Origin of the sequence: Leifsonia sp. NPDC056824 (assembly GCF_042789575.1) — a bacterium.
GTDB lineage: Bacteria > Actinomycetota > Actinomycetes > Actinomycetales > Microbacteriaceae > Leifsonia.
The window spans coordinates 1,540,068-1,557,649 of sequence record NZ_JBHUAV010000001.1 but is presented as its reverse complement, the minus strand read 5'-3'; the positions used below and the strand labels follow the sequence as shown (position 1 = coordinate 1,557,649).

The following is a 17,582-nucleotide window of genomic DNA, read 5'->3' as shown; positions in this document are numbered from 1 at the left end:
GGGTAGGCGGCGGCGAGCGCCGCGGGGGGCGCCGCCCCGGGCCCGCGCGGGGGGGGGGCGGCGGGGGGGGGCGGGGGGCCGCGGGTGCCGGGGCGGGCGCTCCCGCCCGCCCCACCACCTGGGACGAGGTCATCCCGTCAGCCCTGCTTCCGCTGGGCCTGGAAGGCGTCGTAGTCCTTCTGACCGGCCGCCGCGAGCTGGTCGGGCGTGACCTGGCCGGCGTAGAGTTGCTGGAGCTGTCCGCCGACCGTGTCGATCATCGTCGGGGTGGACCAGTCGAAGTAGGGCACGTAGCCGTTGCCGGTGTCGAGCTTCTGCTGCGCCGAGATCTCGGTGGAGAGCTCCGGGTTGCCGCTCGGGGTGCTGAGGCCCGAGTGCAGCAGCGGGAGGAAGCCGTGGCCGACCGCCTGCTGGGCTGCGGTCTTCGACGCCATGAAGTCGAGGAAGGCCGCCGCGGCGTCCGGGTGCTTCGACTTGGCCGAGATGGACAGGTTGGCCGCGGTCGAGCCGGTGCCGACCACCTTGCCGCCCTGCACCTGCGGGAGCTGCACGTAGCCCATGGTCTGCTTCTGCGCGTCCGAGAAGCCGAGCGAGCCGGTGTACTCGAAGCGGAACGCAGCCTTGCCGCCCAGGAACTCGGCCTGCGCGTCGGCGTACTGCACGCCGGGGTAGTTCGCCGTGAACCAGCCGTCGTCCGCCCACTTCTTGACGTCCTTGGCGGCGTCGACGATACCGGTCGAGGTGATCGGGACCTTGCCGCTGGAGTAGACGAAGTCGCCGATGTTCTTCGACGTCCCGTACAGGTCCTGCGTGGCGAAGAGGATGGAGGTCGCCGAGCCCTTGTCCTGCGAGCCGTACGCGATCGGGGTGATGCCGGCGGCCTTGACCGCTGCGGCGTCCTTCTCGAAGTCGGCCAGCGTCTTCGGCACGGGGAGGCTCAGCTTGTCGAGGATCGCCTTGTTGTAGTACAGGCCGATCAGCGACGAGCGCGCCGCCGGGGTGGCGTACAGCGAGCCGGTGCCCATCTGCTTGCCGTCCGGGGTGAACTCGAGCTGGCGGGCGATCGTGTCCGGGATCTCCTTCTTCCAGCCGTACAGGTCGGAGTAGGCGTCCAGGTTGAGGATGCGGCCGCCCTTGGCGAGCGTGCCCATCGACTGCCAGCCGTTGTTGACGAGCGCGATGTCGGGACCGTTCGGGTCCGCGAGGCGGAGGTTCAGGGTGTTCATCACCTGGCCCCAGTCCTGCGTGGTGCGCTTGATGGTGATGTTCGGGTGCTGCCTCTCGAAGGCCGTGACGACCGAGTCCATCCACTTCCCCTCGTCGCCCTGCCAGAAGTCGAGGATCTTGAGGGTGACGGGCTTGCCGGAAACATCCTTCGAGACGGCGTGCGAGGAGCCCGCAGCGCTGGAGCCTCCTGGGGCGCACGCCGTCAGGCCGAGGGCCAGTCCAGCGGTGAGCGCGAGGGCTCCTGCGAGGTGCCTCTTTTTCATGCGAGTCTCCTTTAACTCGTGAGCATGGGGGTGGCGCCGAGGACCGGCGCGGAACCAACCGTAACCATAACCAAACCAGATAGTCCATTCGAGAACGTATTAACAGCCATCGGTCGAACTGGTATGGTCACTTCCTGTGAAGACACCGACGATCGCAGAGCGCGTCACCCGCGACCTGAACACGTCCCTGAACCACGGCGTGTACCCGCCGGGCACCCGGCTGCCCGGCGAACGGCAGCTCGCCGAGGGCCTCCATGTCAGCCGCAGCACCATCCGCACGGCCCTGGAGGACCTGGAGCGCCAGGGCCGCATCGCGCGCTCGGCCCAGCGCGGCTGGTTCGTCCCCAGCCCCACGGTCGGGGAGCCGCCGAGCACGCTGCAGAGCTTCAGCGAGATGGCCCGGCTGCGCGGCCACACGCCGACAGCCCAGGTGCTCGAGAAGAGCGTCCGATCGGCCACCATCGACGAGGCAGAACGGCTCGGCATCGTCGCCGGCGCCGACGTGCTCGTGCTGGTGCGGCTGCGCGGGATGAACTCCACGCCGATCTGCGTCGACACCAATGTCATCCCGCTCTCGGTCGCGGCACCCCTGGTGGAAGCCGACCTCACCGACGCGTCGCTGTACGAGTCGCTGCAGACGCTGTGCTCGGTCGACATCTACCGCAGCGCGTACAGCGTCCAGGCCGACGCCGCGAACGCGGACATCGCCGGGCTGCTGCACATCGCGGCGGGGAGCCCTGTGCTGATCGGTCGCGAAATCGCGTACGAGCGGGCGGGCGGCCCGGTGCTGCTCGGCCTGAACACCTACCGGGGGGACGCGTACCGGTTCGAGGCGGATCTGTACCGGGCCGGCTGACGACCCCGCCGGCCCAGCGGCTCAGCGGTCCTCCGTCTAGGCGTCGGACCCCACCGGGTCCGCGCCGTACTCCTCGCGGTAGGCGCGCACGAAGACGGCCTCCGACGAGAAGCCCCACAGCTCCGCCGCCGCGCGCACGGTGATCGGTGTGCTGGAGAGCTGGTCGTGCGCGGCGCTCAGCCGGGACCGCCGCAGGTAGGCGGTCGGGCCGACGCCGTCCGCGCGGGAACGGAAGGCGAGCACGAGCTCGCCGGTGGAGGCGCCGGCGGCGAAAGCGGCGTCCTCGATGGTGATCGGGGCGGCGGCGTGGTCGCGCAGGTACTGCGCTCCGACGCGGAACACGCGCGCCCGGCGCTCGGCGGACACGCGGAGTTCGCGCCGGTCCCCCACGAGCCGGAAGGTCTCCAGCGCCGCCGCGGCGAGTTGACGGTACGTGGTCGCGCGCAACGAGTCGTTCGAGAGCGCGCCCGTCTTCCACTCCCGCCTGGCGACCTCCAGGGTCGCCAGCCAGGACGCGGCACGCCGCGGGTTGATCGGCCGGGGACCGTCGAAGCGGAGCTCCAGGTCGTCCCGCGCGTAGAGCAGCCGGGCGGTGCGGGTGAGGTCGGGCACGCGGAACGCGACGGCGCGACCCTGCGTATCCGACATCCGGTGCACGGACTGCTGGCCCGGCTGGAAGATCACCGGTTCGGCAGCGAAGCTGCCGGTCTCGTCGCCGACCTCCCAGCCGCTGCCCGGCGTGCCGGTCGAGATGAGGAGCACGTCCGGGTCGACCACGCAGCGCAGCTCGCCGAGCATCGCCGCGTCGGCCAGAAGGAAGCGACCGTCGCCGACCACATGCTCGGCGTAGCCGGAGAAGCGACGGCCGAGATCGACCCGGCCGTAGTGGCCGGCCAGGTACGCCTGCGTCTCGTCGCGGTCGCGCGAGCGGAACCGGCGCTCGACGTAGGTCGGCGATGGCTGATCGACGGGGGATTCCATCGCGCCAACTCCTCTGAACTGCCGGTCCGGCGTCGCGGAAAGTTTGAGGGGTCCTGCGTACCCGAAACGCAGGACCCCTCGACGGGCGCCCGGCACCCGAAATGCGGGAGCCCGTCGGGCGGAGGGACCACTGGGGGCGGGCCCTCCCTGGGGGGAAAATGTCGGAATCGTCTTCCTGCGGCGAGTATACGTCGAGATTGGAACTTTAGTCCATGCTCTAGTTCCAGCAATCCGTCTTCTCTCGGTACGATCGGAGTCGAGGACGCGCGTGCGCGCGAAAGAAAGTGGGGAAGATGCCCGTCCCGGGGGTGTCGGAGGTCCGGCAGACGCGCGTGCTGGCGCGCGATCGCGCGTACGAGTCGCTCCGCGCGGCGATCCTCGACGGCACGATCCGGCCCGGCGAGCGGCTGGAGGACGCCGAGCTCCAAGCCTGGCTCGGGATGTCGAAGACGCCGATCCGGCAGGCGCTCCACGCGCTGACCGTCGAGGGCTTCGTGGAGACCGCCGCCCAGTCGTACACCCGCGTGGTCGAGCCGCGGGTGGAGGACGCCGTGCTGAACCTGCAGACCATCGGCGTGTTCGTCCTCGGGGTGCTCGACCTCACCCTGGACGGCCTGACCGACGCCGACCGGGACGCTCTCGTCGCGGACGTCGACCGCCTGATCGCCGCACTGGAGGCGGCGGACCTCGACGCGTCGCTCGCTGCCTCCCAGCGGTACTACGGGCGGCTGATGACGCTGTGCCCGAACCGCGTGCTGCTCCAGCTTGCCGCGCGGACGCTCGCCGCGCGTGCGTACTATGTCGGGGTCGCCTACCGCGCTCTCCGGATCGACTGGCCGGAGGCCGCGCACGCGTATGCGGCCCTTCGCTCGGCGCTCGCGTCCGCGGACTCCCACGCTGTGGCCGCGGCGGAGCGGGAGATCTTCCGCATCGACGCCCCGCAGGCCGCCGGGGAAGGACACGACTGATGCCGATCCCCCGCTCCCCCGAGAAGACCACCACCCCCCGCGAGCTCGTCCGCGAACGCGTCTACGCGCAGCTCAAGGAGGCCATCCTCTCCGGCGTGCTGCTGCCGGGCGAGCGCCTGGACGAGGCCGAACTGCGCGGCTGGCTCGGCGTCTCCGGCACACCCATCCGGCAGGCGCTGCACACGCTCAGCCTGGAGGGCCTGGTGGAGACGGCGCCCCAGTCGCACTCCGCCGTCATCGCGCCCCGCCCCGAGGAGGCGCGCGACACCCTCCAGACCATCGGCGTGCTCGTCACCGGCGCCACCATCCTGACCCTGCCGCAGCTGACCCCCGACGACCGGACGCGCCTCGCCGCGCTGGCCCGCGAGGTGACCGTCCAGCATCGGAGCGGCGACATCCCCTCGATCACGAAGGCTGCAGAGGCGTACTTCGGTTCGATCGTGCGGGCGTGCCCGAACCCGGTGTTCATCCAGGTGATCGCGCAGACCGGGCCGTCGCTGAGCTATCACGTCACCGTCACCCACCGTGCGCTCGACGCCGATCTGGGAGAGCTGGCGCAGGACTACACGGAGCTGTCCGAGGCGCTGCTGGACGGGGATGACGAGCGAGTCGTCGATTCCACGAAGCGGATCTTCCAGCTGGGGAGCGGGAGCGGCACTCCCCCGTCTTCCGCCGCTTAGGCCTCCGCGGCCTAGGCTCGGGGCATGGCTCAGAACTCACGTCCCGTCGCCTTGATCACCGGAGCGTCGCGCGGCATCGGCCGGGCCATCGCCGTCGAGCTGGGCAGCACCCATCACATCCTGGTCGGCGGGCGGGATGCCGCGGGCGTCGCGTCCGTGGTGGCCGAGCTGCCGTCGGCCGAGCCGTTCGTCGCGGACCTGACCGGCGACACGTTGCCTGCGCTCCCCGGCCCGCTCGACGTACTCGTGCTGTCCGCCGGCGTGGAGGACGGCGGCACCATCGCCGAGACGGACGACGCGACCTGGCGGCGGGTGTTCGAGGTCAACGTCTTCGCGGTCGCGGCGCTGCTGCGGGCGACCCTCCCCGCCCTCCGGGCGGCCGGCGGCCTGGTCGTCGCCATCAACAGCGGGTCGGGGCTGAGTAGCGGGGCCGGCGGCGGCGTCTACTCCGGCTCGAAGTTCGCCCTGCGCGCACTCACCGACGCGCTGCGGGAGGAGGAGCGCCCGAACGGCGTCCGCGTCACCAGCATCCACCCCGGCCGGGTCGACACCGACATGCAGCGCGCGCTCGTCGCCCGCGAAGGGCACGAATACGACGCCGCGTACACGATCACTCCGGAGATGGTCGCGGCCACCGTGCGCGTGGCGGTCGACCTGCCGAGCACCGGGATGGTGGAGGCGCTGACGGTGCGGCCGGTGCGGCGGCGCTGATGGTACGGCGGCGCTGAACCGCGTACCCACCCCGAACCCGTCCTTTACGATCCCCGAACATTCCCCGACGAGGCTGGACTCAGCCGGAAAACCCCCGGCGGCTTACCTCTGAACGGGAGAACCATGTCCAGACGATCCATCGGCATCATCACGGCGGCGACCGCGGGAATCGCGTGCGCGGCACTCATCGGCGGGCCGGCCTTCGCCGACACCACGACGCCGACGCCGACCCCGTCCGCCTCCCACGCCCCCAAGACGCTCGCGCAGCTCCAGGCCGCCGGCGCGAAGGCCACCAGCGACCGCGAGACCAAGCTCACCGCCGCGATCGCGAAGGTCAACGCCGACACGACCCTGACCTCCAGCGACAAGTCCGCCATCCTCGCGACCCTCAACACCGACCTCGCCGGCATGAAGTCCTCGGCCTCCGCCATCGCCGCCGACACCACGACCACCCAGGCCACCGCCGACCTCACGAAGGTCTTCACCTCCTACCGCGTCGACGCCGTCGCCCTCCCCCAGGCCCGCCTCGCAGCGGACGCCGACCGCCTCACCGGAACCACGATCCCCAAGCTCACCACGGAGCAGTCCACCCTCGCCGCTCTGCTGTCGGGGAAGGACAAGGCCAAGTCCACCGCCGCGCTGCAGTCCGACCTGAGCGACATGACCGCGCAACTCTCGACCGCGTCCCACGACGCGAGCGGAGTCGCCGCCGCAGCCCTGGCCGTGACCCCGGCCTCCTACGACTCCGACCACTCGGCGCTGTCGTCGGCGAAGTCGTCCCTCACGTCCGCGCGCGCTGCGGTGAAGAAGGCGCAGGCCGACGCGAAGGCGGTGCGGGAGGCGGTGAAGAAGTAGGGCGGAGGGGCGCGGCGATCGCCGCGATCCCTTGCTTCCATCCTGAAAGCTCTCATATATTGGGCTTTAGTTGTCAATGTGACATGGAAGCAAGGAGAGTCGTCTTGGAGAATCGCACCCGTCGCCTCGTTCTCGGAAGCGCATCGCTCGTGTTCGCGGTGTCATTACTGGTCGGCGCGCCCGCAGCATGGGGCTTCGCGCCCGTTGAATCACCGCCACTGATCGATTTCCAACGAAATCAGGTGACCGACGCCGCCGGCGCTGCGCTGCGGGTCACATCCTCGACAGGGGACGAGGGCGAGTCGACGACTCGTGCCGACACCGCTTCCGGGACCCCGGTCGTCATCCTTCGACAAAGCGCCCCTGCTGACGCGCCGACCGTGACATCGCTTCCAACGGACGTTTCGTCGGATGCCATTCAGGAAGCGCAACGGATCGATGGCTCGCTTCCCTCCGAGTTGGTGGGAACCGAGTTCGTCGAGGGAGCCGACGACCAGACGATTCGCGAAGAGACGACGACGGCTCCGACAGACCCATCAACGTTCGAGTTGCGGTTCATCCAGGCGCTGACCCCGCATTCGGTTTCGTTTGCCTGGGCATCGCGCGATGGAGTGGCCGCTACCCAGGTCATGCGGGACGGGGCGGTCGTCTCCGAGGGCCGGGCGGGGGCCTTCTCGGAATCCGGGCTGGAAACCGGGCGACGGTATGACTACCAGGTCATCTCTCTGGATGAATCCGGGGAGACCGTTGGAACACGGATGATTCCCGTCACGCTGCCTGCGACGAGCGCCCAACCGCGCACCGGCCGAAGCTATCAGCCGTGGGTCTCGGGCTTCGTGTATCGGACGTTTATTCCGGATTCCCGCGTCAACATGGACCTGATGACGACCCTCGGCTGCGGTCAAGCCGGTCAGTCGGGGATGACGTTCGGGGGCGATGGGCGCAGTTGGGTGACACCGCCGTTCAACACGCCGTGGGACTCCACGTCGTTCCGCACATCGGTGTTCATCAACATCAATTGGGACAATGCGGCACCGTACGACGTGGTGTGGACGCGTGAAGTGCACCCGACAACGCTCTATCAGAACGGTGTGCTCAAAGAGCAGCGCACTGCGTCCGCGAACGGCATCCAGCTTTCCAACATCTCCGCTAGCTCGAACTACGCGCAGGCGTACATCAATCACTCCGTCGGAAATCCCTTCTGTGCAGCCGGAGCCATCACCTACAACGCATGGGCGCGCTTCTACCGCAGCGGCACCTTCGAGGTCAGCGGAAGTCGATTCCCCGTCCCCGCGCACGAGATCTACGGCGGCTGGGACGACGGAAACGGCAACAAGCTCTGGCGCTCGCTCGCTCGTCTGGGCAACGAGGGCTTCACCTGCCTCACCGGGCTCTGCGGCTCTAAGCAGGTCTACGGTTCTGCGACATATTGATCGCCGTGAACAGTGAGAAGGGCGGCCCCCGCTACACCGCGCTCGGGATGTTCGCCGGCGCGGGGGTCGGTCTGCTCACCGGAGCGCTCTTCTTCGCCCTTCTTCTGCCGTCACCCGACGCCTTCAGGATCGTCAGCACCTACACGCTGATGGGAGTCGGTCCGTTGGCCGCGGGAACGCTGGTCGTCGGGCTCATCATCCTCCGCGTTCTCAGAGACCGGCGCCTTCATCCGTTCAGCGCAGGGGTGGCGATCTTCGTCCTCTCGCTTGGGATCGCTGTGCTCGTCGCTGCGGTCGCGCCCGCCTTCGGAGGCAACTTCTTCCTTGCGCTCATCGGCTTCGGCATCCCTATCATCTGGTGCATGACCGTCGCCGCGATGCTGCTCCCCTGGCTCTCGCGCCACCGCGCCGTCAGCGTCGCGTCACTCGCCAGCCTTGGCGCAGTGAGCATCGCCGGCCTTTCCTACGTCGGCTGACGTCAGAACGTCCCGGCGTTCAGCTGTGAACGTCAGTCCACTCGGACGCCAGCAGCGACCACAGCTGCTTGTCGTGGAACACCCCGCCGACCGGCCACGCCTCCCGGAGCACGCCTTCCAGCGTCATCCCGAGGCGGCGTGCGACGGCCGAGCTGCGCTCGTTGTCGTTGCGGCAGCGCCATTCCGCGCGGTGCATGCCGCGCTCGTCGAACGCGTAGGCGAGCAGTTCGCGCACGGCGCTCGTGATGTGCCCGTGGCCTTCGGCGCCCGGCTCCAGCCAGCAGCCCACCTCGAAGCCGCCCGTTGCCGGGACGAACTCCACGAACATCACTCCGCCCACCAGCGTGCCGTGCGACCAGATGCCATAGATGCCCGCGCCCTCCTTGGCAGCGCGCTCGGCGTACCGGCCGAGGGTTGCGCGGGCGCCCGCGACGTCGTCGGTGACGAACGAGGGCCCCACCCAGGGCCGGATGTGCTCCCTGGCGCGGTCGAGGTGGGCGGCGAACTCCTCCGCCATCCAGGGCTCGAGGGGGCGGAACTGGGCGCCGGAGGCGAGGGTCTTCGAGAACATGAGGGACACGCTACAGGGGCGGCGAACCCGCTCAGCGCAGCGCGCGCAGGTCGAACGCCCACGCATTCACGGTGATCGGCACGCCCTTCGGGTACTCGGAGTCCTCGACCCCCGTGTTCACGAACCCCACCGAGCGGGCGAGCGCGTTGGAGGCCGCATTGTCGACGCGCGGGAAGGCGAACATGGTGTCGCGGTCGCCCCGGGCCGCAGCGTGTTCGAGCAGGGGGCGCACGGCCGCCTGCGCGTACCCGTGGCGCTGATGGGGCACGAAGACGAACCAGCCGCACTCGTACACGGCGTCGCCGTGATGCTCGATCTGCCAGTAGGCCGCCGCGCCGACGGGCTCGTCCGCGGCGTCCGACCACACCGTGAACGGCGAGATGGTCCCGTCCGCCTGCCCGACGAGGAACCGCTCGTGACGCCGGCGCACGACCTCCTCACCCTGCGGACCGCCCAAGAACACCGTCATGTCCGCAGCGTCGTTCCGCAGCTCCACGGCCAGGTCGGCCTCGGTCCACGGTTGCAGCCGCACTCGGTCACCGTCCACGCCGCGACACTACACGCGGGCTGCGGAAGGCGCGTACGACGGACGCCAGCGGCACCGCCCTAGAACCGGCCTGTCCCCCGCAGGCGCGCCGGGCGCGAGTCGGGGTCCACGACGAACCGGTACAAGGGCTCCCCCCACACACGCTGCAGCCACGTCACCGGTTCGATGCGGTGGCGCCGGGCCTGGCCGCGCGGCCGGGCCGATCGTTGTCCCGTCCGGTGCCAGGCGTCGAGCGCGTCGCTGCTCTCCGTCCACAGCGCCAGCCCGTCGGCTGCGTCCGTGATGCGCGGGTCGTCCCGGTCCAGGCCGAGGTGCTCGGCCCAGAGCTGCGCTCGGAGGTCGCGCGCGACGTCCCCTCCGACGACGGCGCAGGTGAGCTCGCTGTCGCTGGCCCAGGAGCGCAGGTTGAAGTTGTCGGAGCCGCCCGTCATCCACTCGTCGTCGATGATGCAGATCTTCGCGTGCACGTAGATCGGAGTGCCCGCCTCGTTCTCGAGGTCGAAGACGCCCACCCGGTCGGGCGCCGCGCGGCGGAGCAGCGACACGGCCCGATGCTGACCCAGGCGTCCGGGAGGGCCCGAAAGCCCGCCGTCGTCGTCCGGGTAACGCGGCACAGCCACGATCACCTGCAGCGCCGGGTTCGACCGCAGCGCCTTCGCGATCCCGGCCACGACCTCCCTCGACCAGAGGAACTGGTCCTCGATGTAGATGAAGGAGCGGGCGCGGGCGAACGCCTTGAGGTAGGCGCGCGCGATGCTGCGCTCCCCGTGCGGGGCGAACGGGAACGCCGGTCGTTTCGGTGCGTACGTCCGCAGGACCTGCACGGAGTGCGTTCCCGCCACCGGAGGCGGAGGCGCGGCCTCGGGGAGCGGTTTCGGGTGCCGCGGCATATCGGCGAGACGCTGCACGAGCATCCGGTACGGGTTGTGATGGTCCAGCGGGTGCGGGTCGTCCCAGCGCTCCGCGAAGGTGTCGAGGAGGTCGCCGACCACGGGTCCGCGCAGTTCGAGTGCGGCGTCGTGCCAGGGCGGACGCTCGCTGTACCGCGGGTCGATGGCCACCGTCTGCGGGTCGCCCGCGTGCTCGACGTCGTCCCGGCGGCTGTGGCAGAGGTCGATGCCGCCGACGAACGCGACATCCCGGGCCGGGTCGTGCGTGTACCGGATGACGAAGAGCTTCTGATGGTGCGACCCGAAGGCGCGCACCCGCTGGTCGAGCAGGACCTCGCCGCCGGCGTCGTTGATCTCCCGGCCCAGCAGCGCGTTCGACAGACCGCTCATCCGCCCCCGGATGCTTTGGCCGTGGGCACGCCACACCAAGCCGCGCACCTCCACGCCCGCACGGGCGATGTCCGCCAGCAGCTGCCCGATCGTCGGGCCGCCCGGCGTCAGCAGCTCGTCCTTGTCGCCGCGCCAGTCGGTGAAGAACACCCTGTCGCCCGGCTCCAGCGCCGACAGCTCCTCGCGCAGACGCGCGAAGTAGGTCGCGCCGTGGACGAGGGGCCGCACCAGGTTCCCCTCCGACCAGGACGCGGTCCCGGAGGGCCCGGCCTGCACCGCGGACGCCGGGTTCCCCCGCTCGGCTCGGCTCAGGAACCAGTCGGAGGCGTCTGTCGGCACGCCTCGCACTTTACGCCGGGGACGCCGCTCCGCGACCCTGGCGCGCAAAAGTGGACCTCCTACTGTTGTTCGCCGCGCCTCTGTACTGACGGACGCTTGCGGGAGCACAATAGTCGCGTCCGAGCCGCATCGCGAGGCAGGGAGACCATGTCCGAATCCGCCGCACCGTCCGCCGCATCGCGCCCCACCCCGAGCCCGACCGAGAGCCTGCGCCGTCGCTCGCGGGAGGCGCTGTCCGCCCTGGCCCTCCAGTTCCTGCTCGGGATGGCGGCCAACCTCATCGGGGAGCCGAAGGGCACCTTCGTGATCGTCGTGGACACGATCATCGTCATCCTGCACATCCTGGTCGCGATCGGCCTGGTCGTGGTCAGCATCCGGCTGCTCCTCGCGGCGCGCAAGGCCGGTATCGGTCAGCGCCTGGCGCTGTGGGGCCTCATCGTCATCGTGATCACGTTCCTCGCCGGCGTCGGCACGATCGCCACCGGGAGCGAGTGGGCGTCGTACGTGATGGCGGCCGGGTTCTTGGTCGCGGCCGCGCTGTACGGCGGCACGTTCTTCGCCTCGTACGGGCTCGGCAGCACCTCGCGGGCGTAGCCGGAGCCTGTCGCCTCCCGGGCGTGTCGTAGACTACCCGCGTGGATCGGCTCATCGCGTCTCAGCCCGTCGGGCGTCTGGAGGTCGTCGGCGTTCCCATCGCCGGCGTGAGATAGCCCCGCCTCTCTTCCCGTGATCCGGCGCGCCATTTTTCGCACGCTCCCGCTCGTTTTCGTGCGCGCTCCCGCGCCGTGGTCGCGCAGTTCCGCGCCGGCCCCGCGAGCACCCCATCACGCCGGACCCGTCGCCGTTCCCGTGCCGCGGTCCGCAGACAGACAGGACACCCATCCATGCTTCCCCTGAACGAGCAGCAGCTCCGCTCCTCCTTCGTCAACGCCTCCCAGCGCGAGCGCAAAGAACTCACCCTCCCCGACCTGGCGAACACGCGCTGGGACGACCTCGACTACCTCGGCTGGCGCGACCGTCGGAACCCGAACCAGGGCTACGTGATCGCGGAGGTCGACGGCGAGCTCGTCGGCGTCCTGCTGCGGAAGGCCGACGGCGGCGTCCGCAGCCGGCCGCAGTGCTCGTGGTGCGAGGACGTGCACCTGCCCAACGAGGTCGTCTTCTTCATCGCGAAGCGCGCGGGCGCGGCGGGCCGCAACGGCAACACGCTGGGCACGCTCGTGTGCGCGGGCTTCGAGTGCTCGGCGAACGTCCGCAAACGACCGCCGCTCGCCTACGTCGGCTTCGACGTGGAGGCCGCCCGCCTCCAGCGCATGGAGGCGCTGCGGGAGCACGTCACGACGTTCGTCCGTCGCGTCGCCGAGGGCTGAGTCCGGGAGGCCGCGGCCTCGCGGACGGTGTCAGAGCTGCGGAAGCGTGATGGCGCCGGTGTTCGTGAGGCCGTCGACCTCGGCGGCGATGCCCTCGGTCTCGGGGAGGGTGCGCTCGATGTGATCGCGAAGCGAGCTCATGGGGTGGTCCTATCGTGCTGTGGGGGGGTAACCGGGAAATCTTCCGCCATTCAACCTGAGAAGACGCACAACACCCGGGATTGAATGGCGGTATCGTCGCGGCATGTGCCGGAACATCCGCTGCCTCCACAACTTCGAACCGCCCACGACGGACGACGAGGTCCGGGAGGCCGCCCTCCAGTTCGTCCGCAAGGTCATTGGCTCGACGCGCCCCTCTCGAGCGAACGCGGCCGCGTTCGACGAGGCGATCGACGAGATCGCCGAGGCCACGCGCCGCATGCTCGACCAGCTCGTCACCAACGCGCCGCCGAAGACCCGAGAGGCCGAGGCGCTGAAGGGCCGGGAGCGGCACGAGAAGCGGATGGAGCGGGAGGTGCGGATCCGCACGGCGGTGTGATGCCGGCGTCCGACGGGGACCTCACTCCTCCGGGACCAACCACACGAACCCGTGCGCGCCGAGCGTCACGCCCTCCCGCAGGTCGTGGCCGTCGCCTGTCACGAGATCCGTCCGCTGCGCCGCCTGCCCGGCGAGCGCCCACGGCTCGACCCGCTCCGGGTAGTCGCCGAAGTTCGCCAGCACCAGGAGCGAGCGCCCGTCCCGGCCCGGTCGCACGTACCCCAGGACCTTCGGGTTCCCGGTGTCGAGCGCGACCAGCTCGCCGCCCCCGAACTCACCGAACCTCCTGCGCAGCGCGATCAGCCACCTCATCCGCTCGTACAGGCTGCCGGCCGGCGTGGACGCATCCGTCCGCTCCTCGTACAGCCGCGCCGGATACGACGGCCGGCCGACCCACCGCGAGTCCTCCCGGCGCCCCTCGGCCTCCAGCTGCGCGTAGTCGTTGAGCTGGCCCACCTCGTCGCCCAGGTAGATCAGCGGGATGCCGCCCGTCGACAGCGCGAGTGAGTAGGCGAGCAGCACCCGGGCGGGGCCTCCCGCGTCGCCCGACTCGTACCCTGCCAGGGAGGCGGTCGTCCCGGCGACCCGGCTGTCGCCCGTCTTCGGGTTGAACTGGAAGGCGACGCCGCGCGCGAAGCTGCCCTCGAAGCGGCCCGTGTAGTAGTCGTTGAGGAAGCGGCGGTGACCGTACGGGTCGATGCCGAGCCGGGCGGCGTCCTCGTCCGCGAACGTCCAGCCGATGTCGTCGTGACTGCGCACGTAGTTCACCCACGCGGTCCCGGCCGGCGTCCGGTGGCGGTCGGCCAGCGCGCTCTGGAGCATCCGCACGTCGCGGGTCGCCATCGCCTCCCAGGTGAGCGCCATCTGCAGCGGGTTGTAGCTGAGCTGGCACTCGTCCGGGCGCATGTACGAGAGCACGTCGTCCGGGTGCACGATGGCCTCCGAGAGGAAGACCATCGCGGGCGCGGCGATGCGGCAGACGGCGTTGAAGGCCTGCAGCAGCAGGTGCGCCTGGGGCAGGTTCTCGCTGGAGGTGCCGAGCTGCTTCCAGATGAACGGGACGGCGTCCATCCGCAGGACCTCCACCCCGAGGTTGGCGAGGAAGAGCATCTCCCCCGCCATCGCCCGGAACACCGCCGGGTTGGAGTAGTTGAGGTCCCACTGGAACGTGTGGAACGACGCCCAGACCCATGTGCCGTCCGCGAGCTGGACGAAAGAACCGGGGTGGTCGTCCGGGAAGATCTCCCGCGTCGTCTCCTCGAACCGGTCCGGCTGCTCGCGGGAGTCGAACATCCAGTAGTAGTCCCGGAAGACCGGGTCGCCGGCGACCGCGCGCCTGGCCCACTCGTGGTTGCTGGCGGTGTGGTTGAAGACGAAGTCGACGGCGAGCGAGATGCCGTTCCCGCGCAGCGCCTCCCCCAGGGTCCGGAGGTCGTCGATCGTGCCGAGATGCGGGTTCAACTCCCGGTAGCTGGAGACCGCGTAGCCGCCGTCCGAGTTCCCCTCCGGGGTGAGGAACGGCGGCATCACATGCAGATAGGTCAGGCCCAGCTCCCGGAAATACGGGATGCGCTCCCGGAGCCCGGGCACTCCACCCGCGTAGAGGTCGGCGTAACAGACGCCGCCGAGCATCGCGTTGGACTGGAACCAGTCCGGCTGCTCCGAGCGGCGGCGGTCGAGGTCTTTGAGCTCGGCGGTGCGCTCCCGCCAGGAGGCGTCCACGAGCTCCAGCGTGCTCGCCAGCGCCGCCGGCAGTCCCGGATGGTCGCCGTAGATCGCGCCGAGGAGCCGGCGCAGCCGCTCCCCCTCCACCGCGAGCCTGCGCTCGAACTCGCGACGCTCACCCTCGATCGTGCTGCTCTCGCTGCTCACGAGACCCAACGTAGGGCGCTGCCCTCGTTTGACCAAGGGGTTTCCGTCGCGGGACGCGCGATGGAGGAGCGGGACGGCCTCAGACCGTGCGCGGCGCCCTGGCGACGTTGGCCTCGAGCTCCTCGCGGTTCTGCCGCACCACGTAGGCGGGGCGATCGCGCTCCACGCGCCAGCTCTCCGAGAGCGGGCCGACGTTGACCGTGTCGAAGCCGAAGTCGTCGTAGATCGAGGCGACGATCGCGGCGGCGCCCTCGTGGTCGCTCGCCGTGGCGAGCGCGCGACGGTCCGCGGTCCCCGCCGGCGACCCCGTGGTCGCGATGTCGCGTGCGGCGATGTGGTTGAAGCCCTTGGCGACGCGGGACTCGGGCAGGTGCGCCTGCAGGAGGCCGGAGGTGGTCGCGGTCCCCTCGTCGAGCTCGTCGATGTGCCCGTCCCGCTCGAAGTAGTAGTTGTTCGTGTCGATCACGACCTTGCCCGCCAGCGGCTCCACGGGGACGTCCCGGTAGTTGCGCAGCGGCACGGTCACCACCACGATCTCGCCCGCCGCGCCGGCCTCCTCCGCCGTCGCCGCGGTGGCCGACGGGCCCAGGTCGGCGACCACCTCCGCGAGCGTCTCCGGCCCGCGGGAGTTCGCGATCGTCACGGTGTGGCCGTGCCGGATGAAGGTGTGTGCCAGAGCCTGGCCGATGTGTCCTGCTCCGATGATTCCGATGTTCGTCATGTCGGGTGCAACCGGAGGGGCCCCGGAGAATTCCGGGAGGCATACGCTGTCGCCATGCACCGCGCGACGCGGGGACCCGGAGGCCGCACGCGCGCTCGCCTCGGAGCGGCCGCGCTGGCGGGCCTGCTGCTGCTCGCGGGCTGCACCGCGTCTGCGCCGCCGTCGCCGACGACCTCCCGTGCGTCGAGCACCCCGTCGCCCTCCCGTCCCACGCCGTCGGCATCGTCTGCACCGGTCGCCGTCCAGGTGCCCGGCGTCACGGCCTGGTCCTCGTACCACGCCGACCTGGCGCGCACCGGGGCCGTGGTCGCCGGTGCGTCGCTCGCCTCGCTCGCGCGGGCCTGGTCGGCCGACCTCGGCGGCGCGGTGTTCGGCCAGCCCGTCGTCGCGGGCGGCCGGGTGATCGCGGCCACGGAGACCGATCGCGTGGTCGCGCTCGACCCGGGCAGCGGGAACGTCGTCTGGTCGGCCTCCCTCGGCGCACCACTGACGGACGTCGGCTCGGTCGCCGGCTGCGGCGACATCGACCCGCTCGGCGTCACCAGCACCCCGGCCGTGGACACCGCCACCGGGACCGTGTACGTCGTCGGCGAGGTGAGCACCGGCGGAGGCGCGGTGCACCACCAGCTCGAGGGCTTCAGTGTCGCCACGGGACAGGTGCTGCTCTCGGAGACCGTCGACCCGCCGCTTCCTGCGGGCGAAGACCCTGTGCATCTCCTCCAGCGGGCGTCGCTCGCGGTGGCGAACGGCCGCGTCTACATCTCCTACGGCGGCAACTACGGCGACTGCGGTGACTACCACGGCTGGGTCGTCGGGGTGAACGAGACCGGTGCGCCCGGCATCGTCGCGTTCGAGGCGGCGGCGGACGGCCACGGCGGCGCGATCTGGCAGGGCGGCGGCGCTCCCGCCGTCGACGCGGCCGGCGACCTCTACGTGTCGACGGGCAACTCCAACCCCGACCCGCCGGCCGGCGGCCCCGACCCCGTCCAATACGCGGAGAGTGTGGTCAAGCTGTCGCCCGACCTGCGACCGCTCGCTGCCTTCAAGGACCAGGGCGCGGGCGGCGACGACGACCTGGGGACGGGCAATCCGGTGCTGCTGCCCGGAGGCCTCCTGTTCGTCGCAGGGAAGACGGACGTCGGCTTCGTCCTCCGCCAGTCCGACCTGTCGGAGGTCGCGAGCATCGGCGGGCTCTGCGGCAGCGATCCCGACGGCGGCGCGGCCTACGACCCGGCGACGAACCGCCTGTTCGTCCCGTGCAGCGGCGGCGGCATCCAGACGGTGGACCTCGCGTCCGGTCAGCGCGGTCAGCGCCTCCCGGGCGCGAACGGGGCCCCCGTCGTCATCGGAGGGACGGTGTGGGCGGTCGAGTACCCGGACGGGACGGTCAGCCAGTTCGACGCGTCGAGCGGCGCGCTGCTGCAACGGCAGGCGGTGGGAGACACCGTGCCGCACTTCGTGAGCCCGAGCGCAGGCCTCGGGGTGCTGCTGGTGGGGACGGATTCGGGGGTGTTCGCCTTCCGCGGGGGCGGGTGAGCCGCGTGGCCGGAGCAGTCGCTGAGTATGCCTCCAAGCGCACCGTGTATGGTTGGTTGAGTCCGGCAGTCTACGTTTCGTCGATCGGCCGGGCATGATCACGCGTTTCTGACCGTGTGACCGTGACGGTCCCGCATCAGAAACCGGTCCTTCCCATCCGAGTGTCGCGTGCGGGGCCGCCATCCTCTACCGGCTTCCGACATCCCCGAAGGGGTTCCGACAGTTCCACGGGACTCGAGAGGTCAGCCTCCACCGCCCATGACCCGGCCATCATCTTCCGTCGCAGCAGCGCTGCCGCGACGACACCCGCCTCGAGAGAGGCGAAAGGACTCACCATCACCATCGTTTTGCGACCACC

18 protein-coding genes are annotated in these 17,582 nt (G+C 70.5%); 11 read left to right on the top strand and 7 right to left on the bottom strand.

The annotated features are described in order from the left end of the window. Positions 1–137: 137 nt before the first annotated feature. Positions 138–1,490 carry an ABC transporter substrate-binding protein gene (locus ACFRFH_RS07810; RefSeq protein WP_382462417.1) on the bottom strand — a complete coding sequence of 451 codons (1,353 nt, stop codon included), beginning with the start codon at positions 1,488–1,490 and terminating at the stop codon, positions 138–140. A gap of 136 nt (positions 1,491–1,626) precedes the next feature. Between ACFRFH_RS07810 and ACFRFH_RS07805 the strand changes: the two genes are divergently transcribed. Beyond that, a complete protein-coding gene (locus tag ACFRFH_RS07805; RefSeq protein WP_382462416.1) occupies positions 1,627–2,346 on the top strand; it encodes a GntR family transcriptional regulator in 720 nt (239 codons plus the stop codon). A gap of 36 nt (positions 2,347–2,382) precedes the next feature. Here ACFRFH_RS07805 and ACFRFH_RS07800 read toward each other — a convergent pair whose 3' ends face one another. Then, a complete protein-coding gene (locus ACFRFH_RS07800; RefSeq protein WP_382462415.1) occupies positions 2,383–3,327 on the bottom strand; it encodes a helix-turn-helix domain-containing protein in 945 nt (314 codons plus the stop codon). Between the two features lie 293 nt (positions 3,328–3,620). Between ACFRFH_RS07800 and ACFRFH_RS07795 the strand changes: the two genes are divergently transcribed. From ACFRFH_RS07795 to ACFRFH_RS07770, 6 genes are all read left to right on the top strand, one after another. Beyond that, positions 3,621–4,295: a GntR family transcriptional regulator gene (locus ACFRFH_RS07795; protein WP_382462414.1), complete on the top strand. Its 675-nt coding sequence runs from the start codon at positions 3,621–3,623 to the stop codon at positions 4,293–4,295. Next, on the top strand, positions 4,295–4,975 hold the full coding sequence (locus tag ACFRFH_RS07790; protein WP_382462413.1) for a GntR family transcriptional regulator: 681 nt from the start codon (positions 4,295–4,297) through the stop codon (positions 4,973–4,975). The genes ACFRFH_RS07795 and ACFRFH_RS07790 overlap by 1 nt, the downstream gene beginning before the upstream one ends. A 24-nt stretch (positions 4,976–4,999) precedes the next feature. Further along, complete coding sequence (locus ACFRFH_RS07785; protein ID WP_382462412.1) at positions 5,000–5,686, top strand: SDR family oxidoreductase; 687 nt, start codon at positions 5,000–5,002, stop codon at positions 5,684–5,686. 123 nt (positions 5,687–5,809) lie between these two features. Then, entirely contained in the window at positions 5,810–6,541 is a 732-nt protein-coding gene (locus ACFRFH_RS07780) for a hypothetical protein (protein ID WP_382462411.1), read from the top strand. A gap of 104 nt (positions 6,542–6,645) precedes the next feature. After that, on the top strand, positions 6,646–7,974 hold the full coding sequence (locus ACFRFH_RS07775; RefSeq protein ID WP_382462410.1) for a hypothetical protein: 1,329 nt from the start codon (positions 6,646–6,648) through the stop codon (positions 7,972–7,974). Continuing rightward, positions 7,971–8,450: a hypothetical protein gene (locus ACFRFH_RS07770; protein ID WP_382462409.1), complete on the top strand. Its 480-nt coding sequence runs from the start codon at positions 7,971–7,973 to the stop codon at positions 8,448–8,450. The genes ACFRFH_RS07775 and ACFRFH_RS07770 overlap by 4 nt, the downstream gene beginning before the upstream one ends. Positions 8,451–8,469: 19 nt before the next feature. Here the strand turns inward: ACFRFH_RS07770 and ACFRFH_RS07765 are convergent, their stop codons facing one another. The 3 genes from ACFRFH_RS07765 to ACFRFH_RS07755 are packed head-to-tail and all read right to left on the bottom strand — an operon-like array spanning position 8,470 to position 11,187. Continuing rightward, positions 8,470–9,021, bottom strand: coding sequence for a GNAT family N-acetyltransferase (locus ACFRFH_RS07765; RefSeq protein ID WP_382462408.1), 552 nt, complete (start codon positions 9,019–9,021; stop codon positions 8,470–8,472). A gap of 31 nt (positions 9,022–9,052) precedes the next feature. Further along, entirely contained in the window at positions 9,053–9,568 is a 516-nt protein-coding gene (locus ACFRFH_RS07760) for a GNAT family N-acetyltransferase (RefSeq protein ID WP_382462407.1), read from the bottom strand. A 59-nt stretch (positions 9,569–9,627) separates the two neighbouring features. Then, positions 9,628–11,187, bottom strand: a complete 1,560-nt coding sequence (locus ACFRFH_RS07755; protein WP_382462406.1) for a phospholipase D family protein — start codon at positions 11,185–11,187, stop codon at positions 9,628–9,630. Positions 11,188–11,334: 147 nt separating this feature from the next. On the opposite strand from ACFRFH_RS07755, the gene ACFRFH_RS07750 reads away from it, so the two are divergent. From ACFRFH_RS07750 to ACFRFH_RS07740, 3 genes are all read left to right on the top strand, one after another. Next, positions 11,335–11,781 (top strand): hypothetical protein, encoded by a 447-nt coding sequence (locus ACFRFH_RS07750; protein WP_382462405.1) that lies wholly within the window; start codon positions 11,335–11,337, stop codon positions 11,779–11,781. A gap of 290 nt (positions 11,782–12,071) precedes the next feature. Then, positions 12,072–12,557: an FBP domain-containing protein gene (locus tag ACFRFH_RS07745; RefSeq protein ID WP_382462404.1), complete on the top strand. Its 486-nt coding sequence runs from the start codon at positions 12,072–12,074 to the stop codon at positions 12,555–12,557. Positions 12,558–12,801: 244 nt separating this feature from the next. Beyond that, a complete protein-coding gene (locus ACFRFH_RS07740; protein ID WP_382462403.1) occupies positions 12,802–13,095 on the top strand; it encodes a DUF2277 domain-containing protein in 294 nt (97 codons plus the stop codon). Between the two features lie 21 nt (positions 13,096–13,116). Here ACFRFH_RS07740 and ACFRFH_RS07735 read toward each other — a convergent pair whose 3' ends face one another. Together ACFRFH_RS07735 and ACFRFH_RS07730 are read right to left on the bottom strand one after the other, a co-directional pair. Further along, complete coding sequence (locus ACFRFH_RS07735; protein ID WP_382462402.1) at positions 13,117–14,967, bottom strand: alpha-amylase family glycosyl hydrolase; 1,851 nt, start codon at positions 14,965–14,967, stop codon at positions 13,117–13,119. Between the two features lie 79 nt (positions 14,968–15,046). Beyond that, positions 15,047–15,688 carry an NADPH-dependent F420 reductase gene (locus ACFRFH_RS07730; RefSeq protein ID WP_382462401.1) on the bottom strand — a complete coding sequence of 214 codons (642 nt, stop codon included), beginning with the start codon at positions 15,686–15,688 and terminating at the stop codon, positions 15,047–15,049. A 54-nt stretch (positions 15,689–15,742) separates the two neighbouring features. Between ACFRFH_RS07730 and ACFRFH_RS07725 the strand changes: the two genes are divergently transcribed. After that, positions 15,743–17,224, top strand: a complete 1,482-nt coding sequence (locus ACFRFH_RS07725) for a PQQ-binding-like beta-propeller repeat protein (protein WP_382462400.1) — start codon at positions 15,743–15,745, stop codon at positions 17,222–17,224. Positions 17,225–17,582 lie beyond the last annotated feature (358 nt).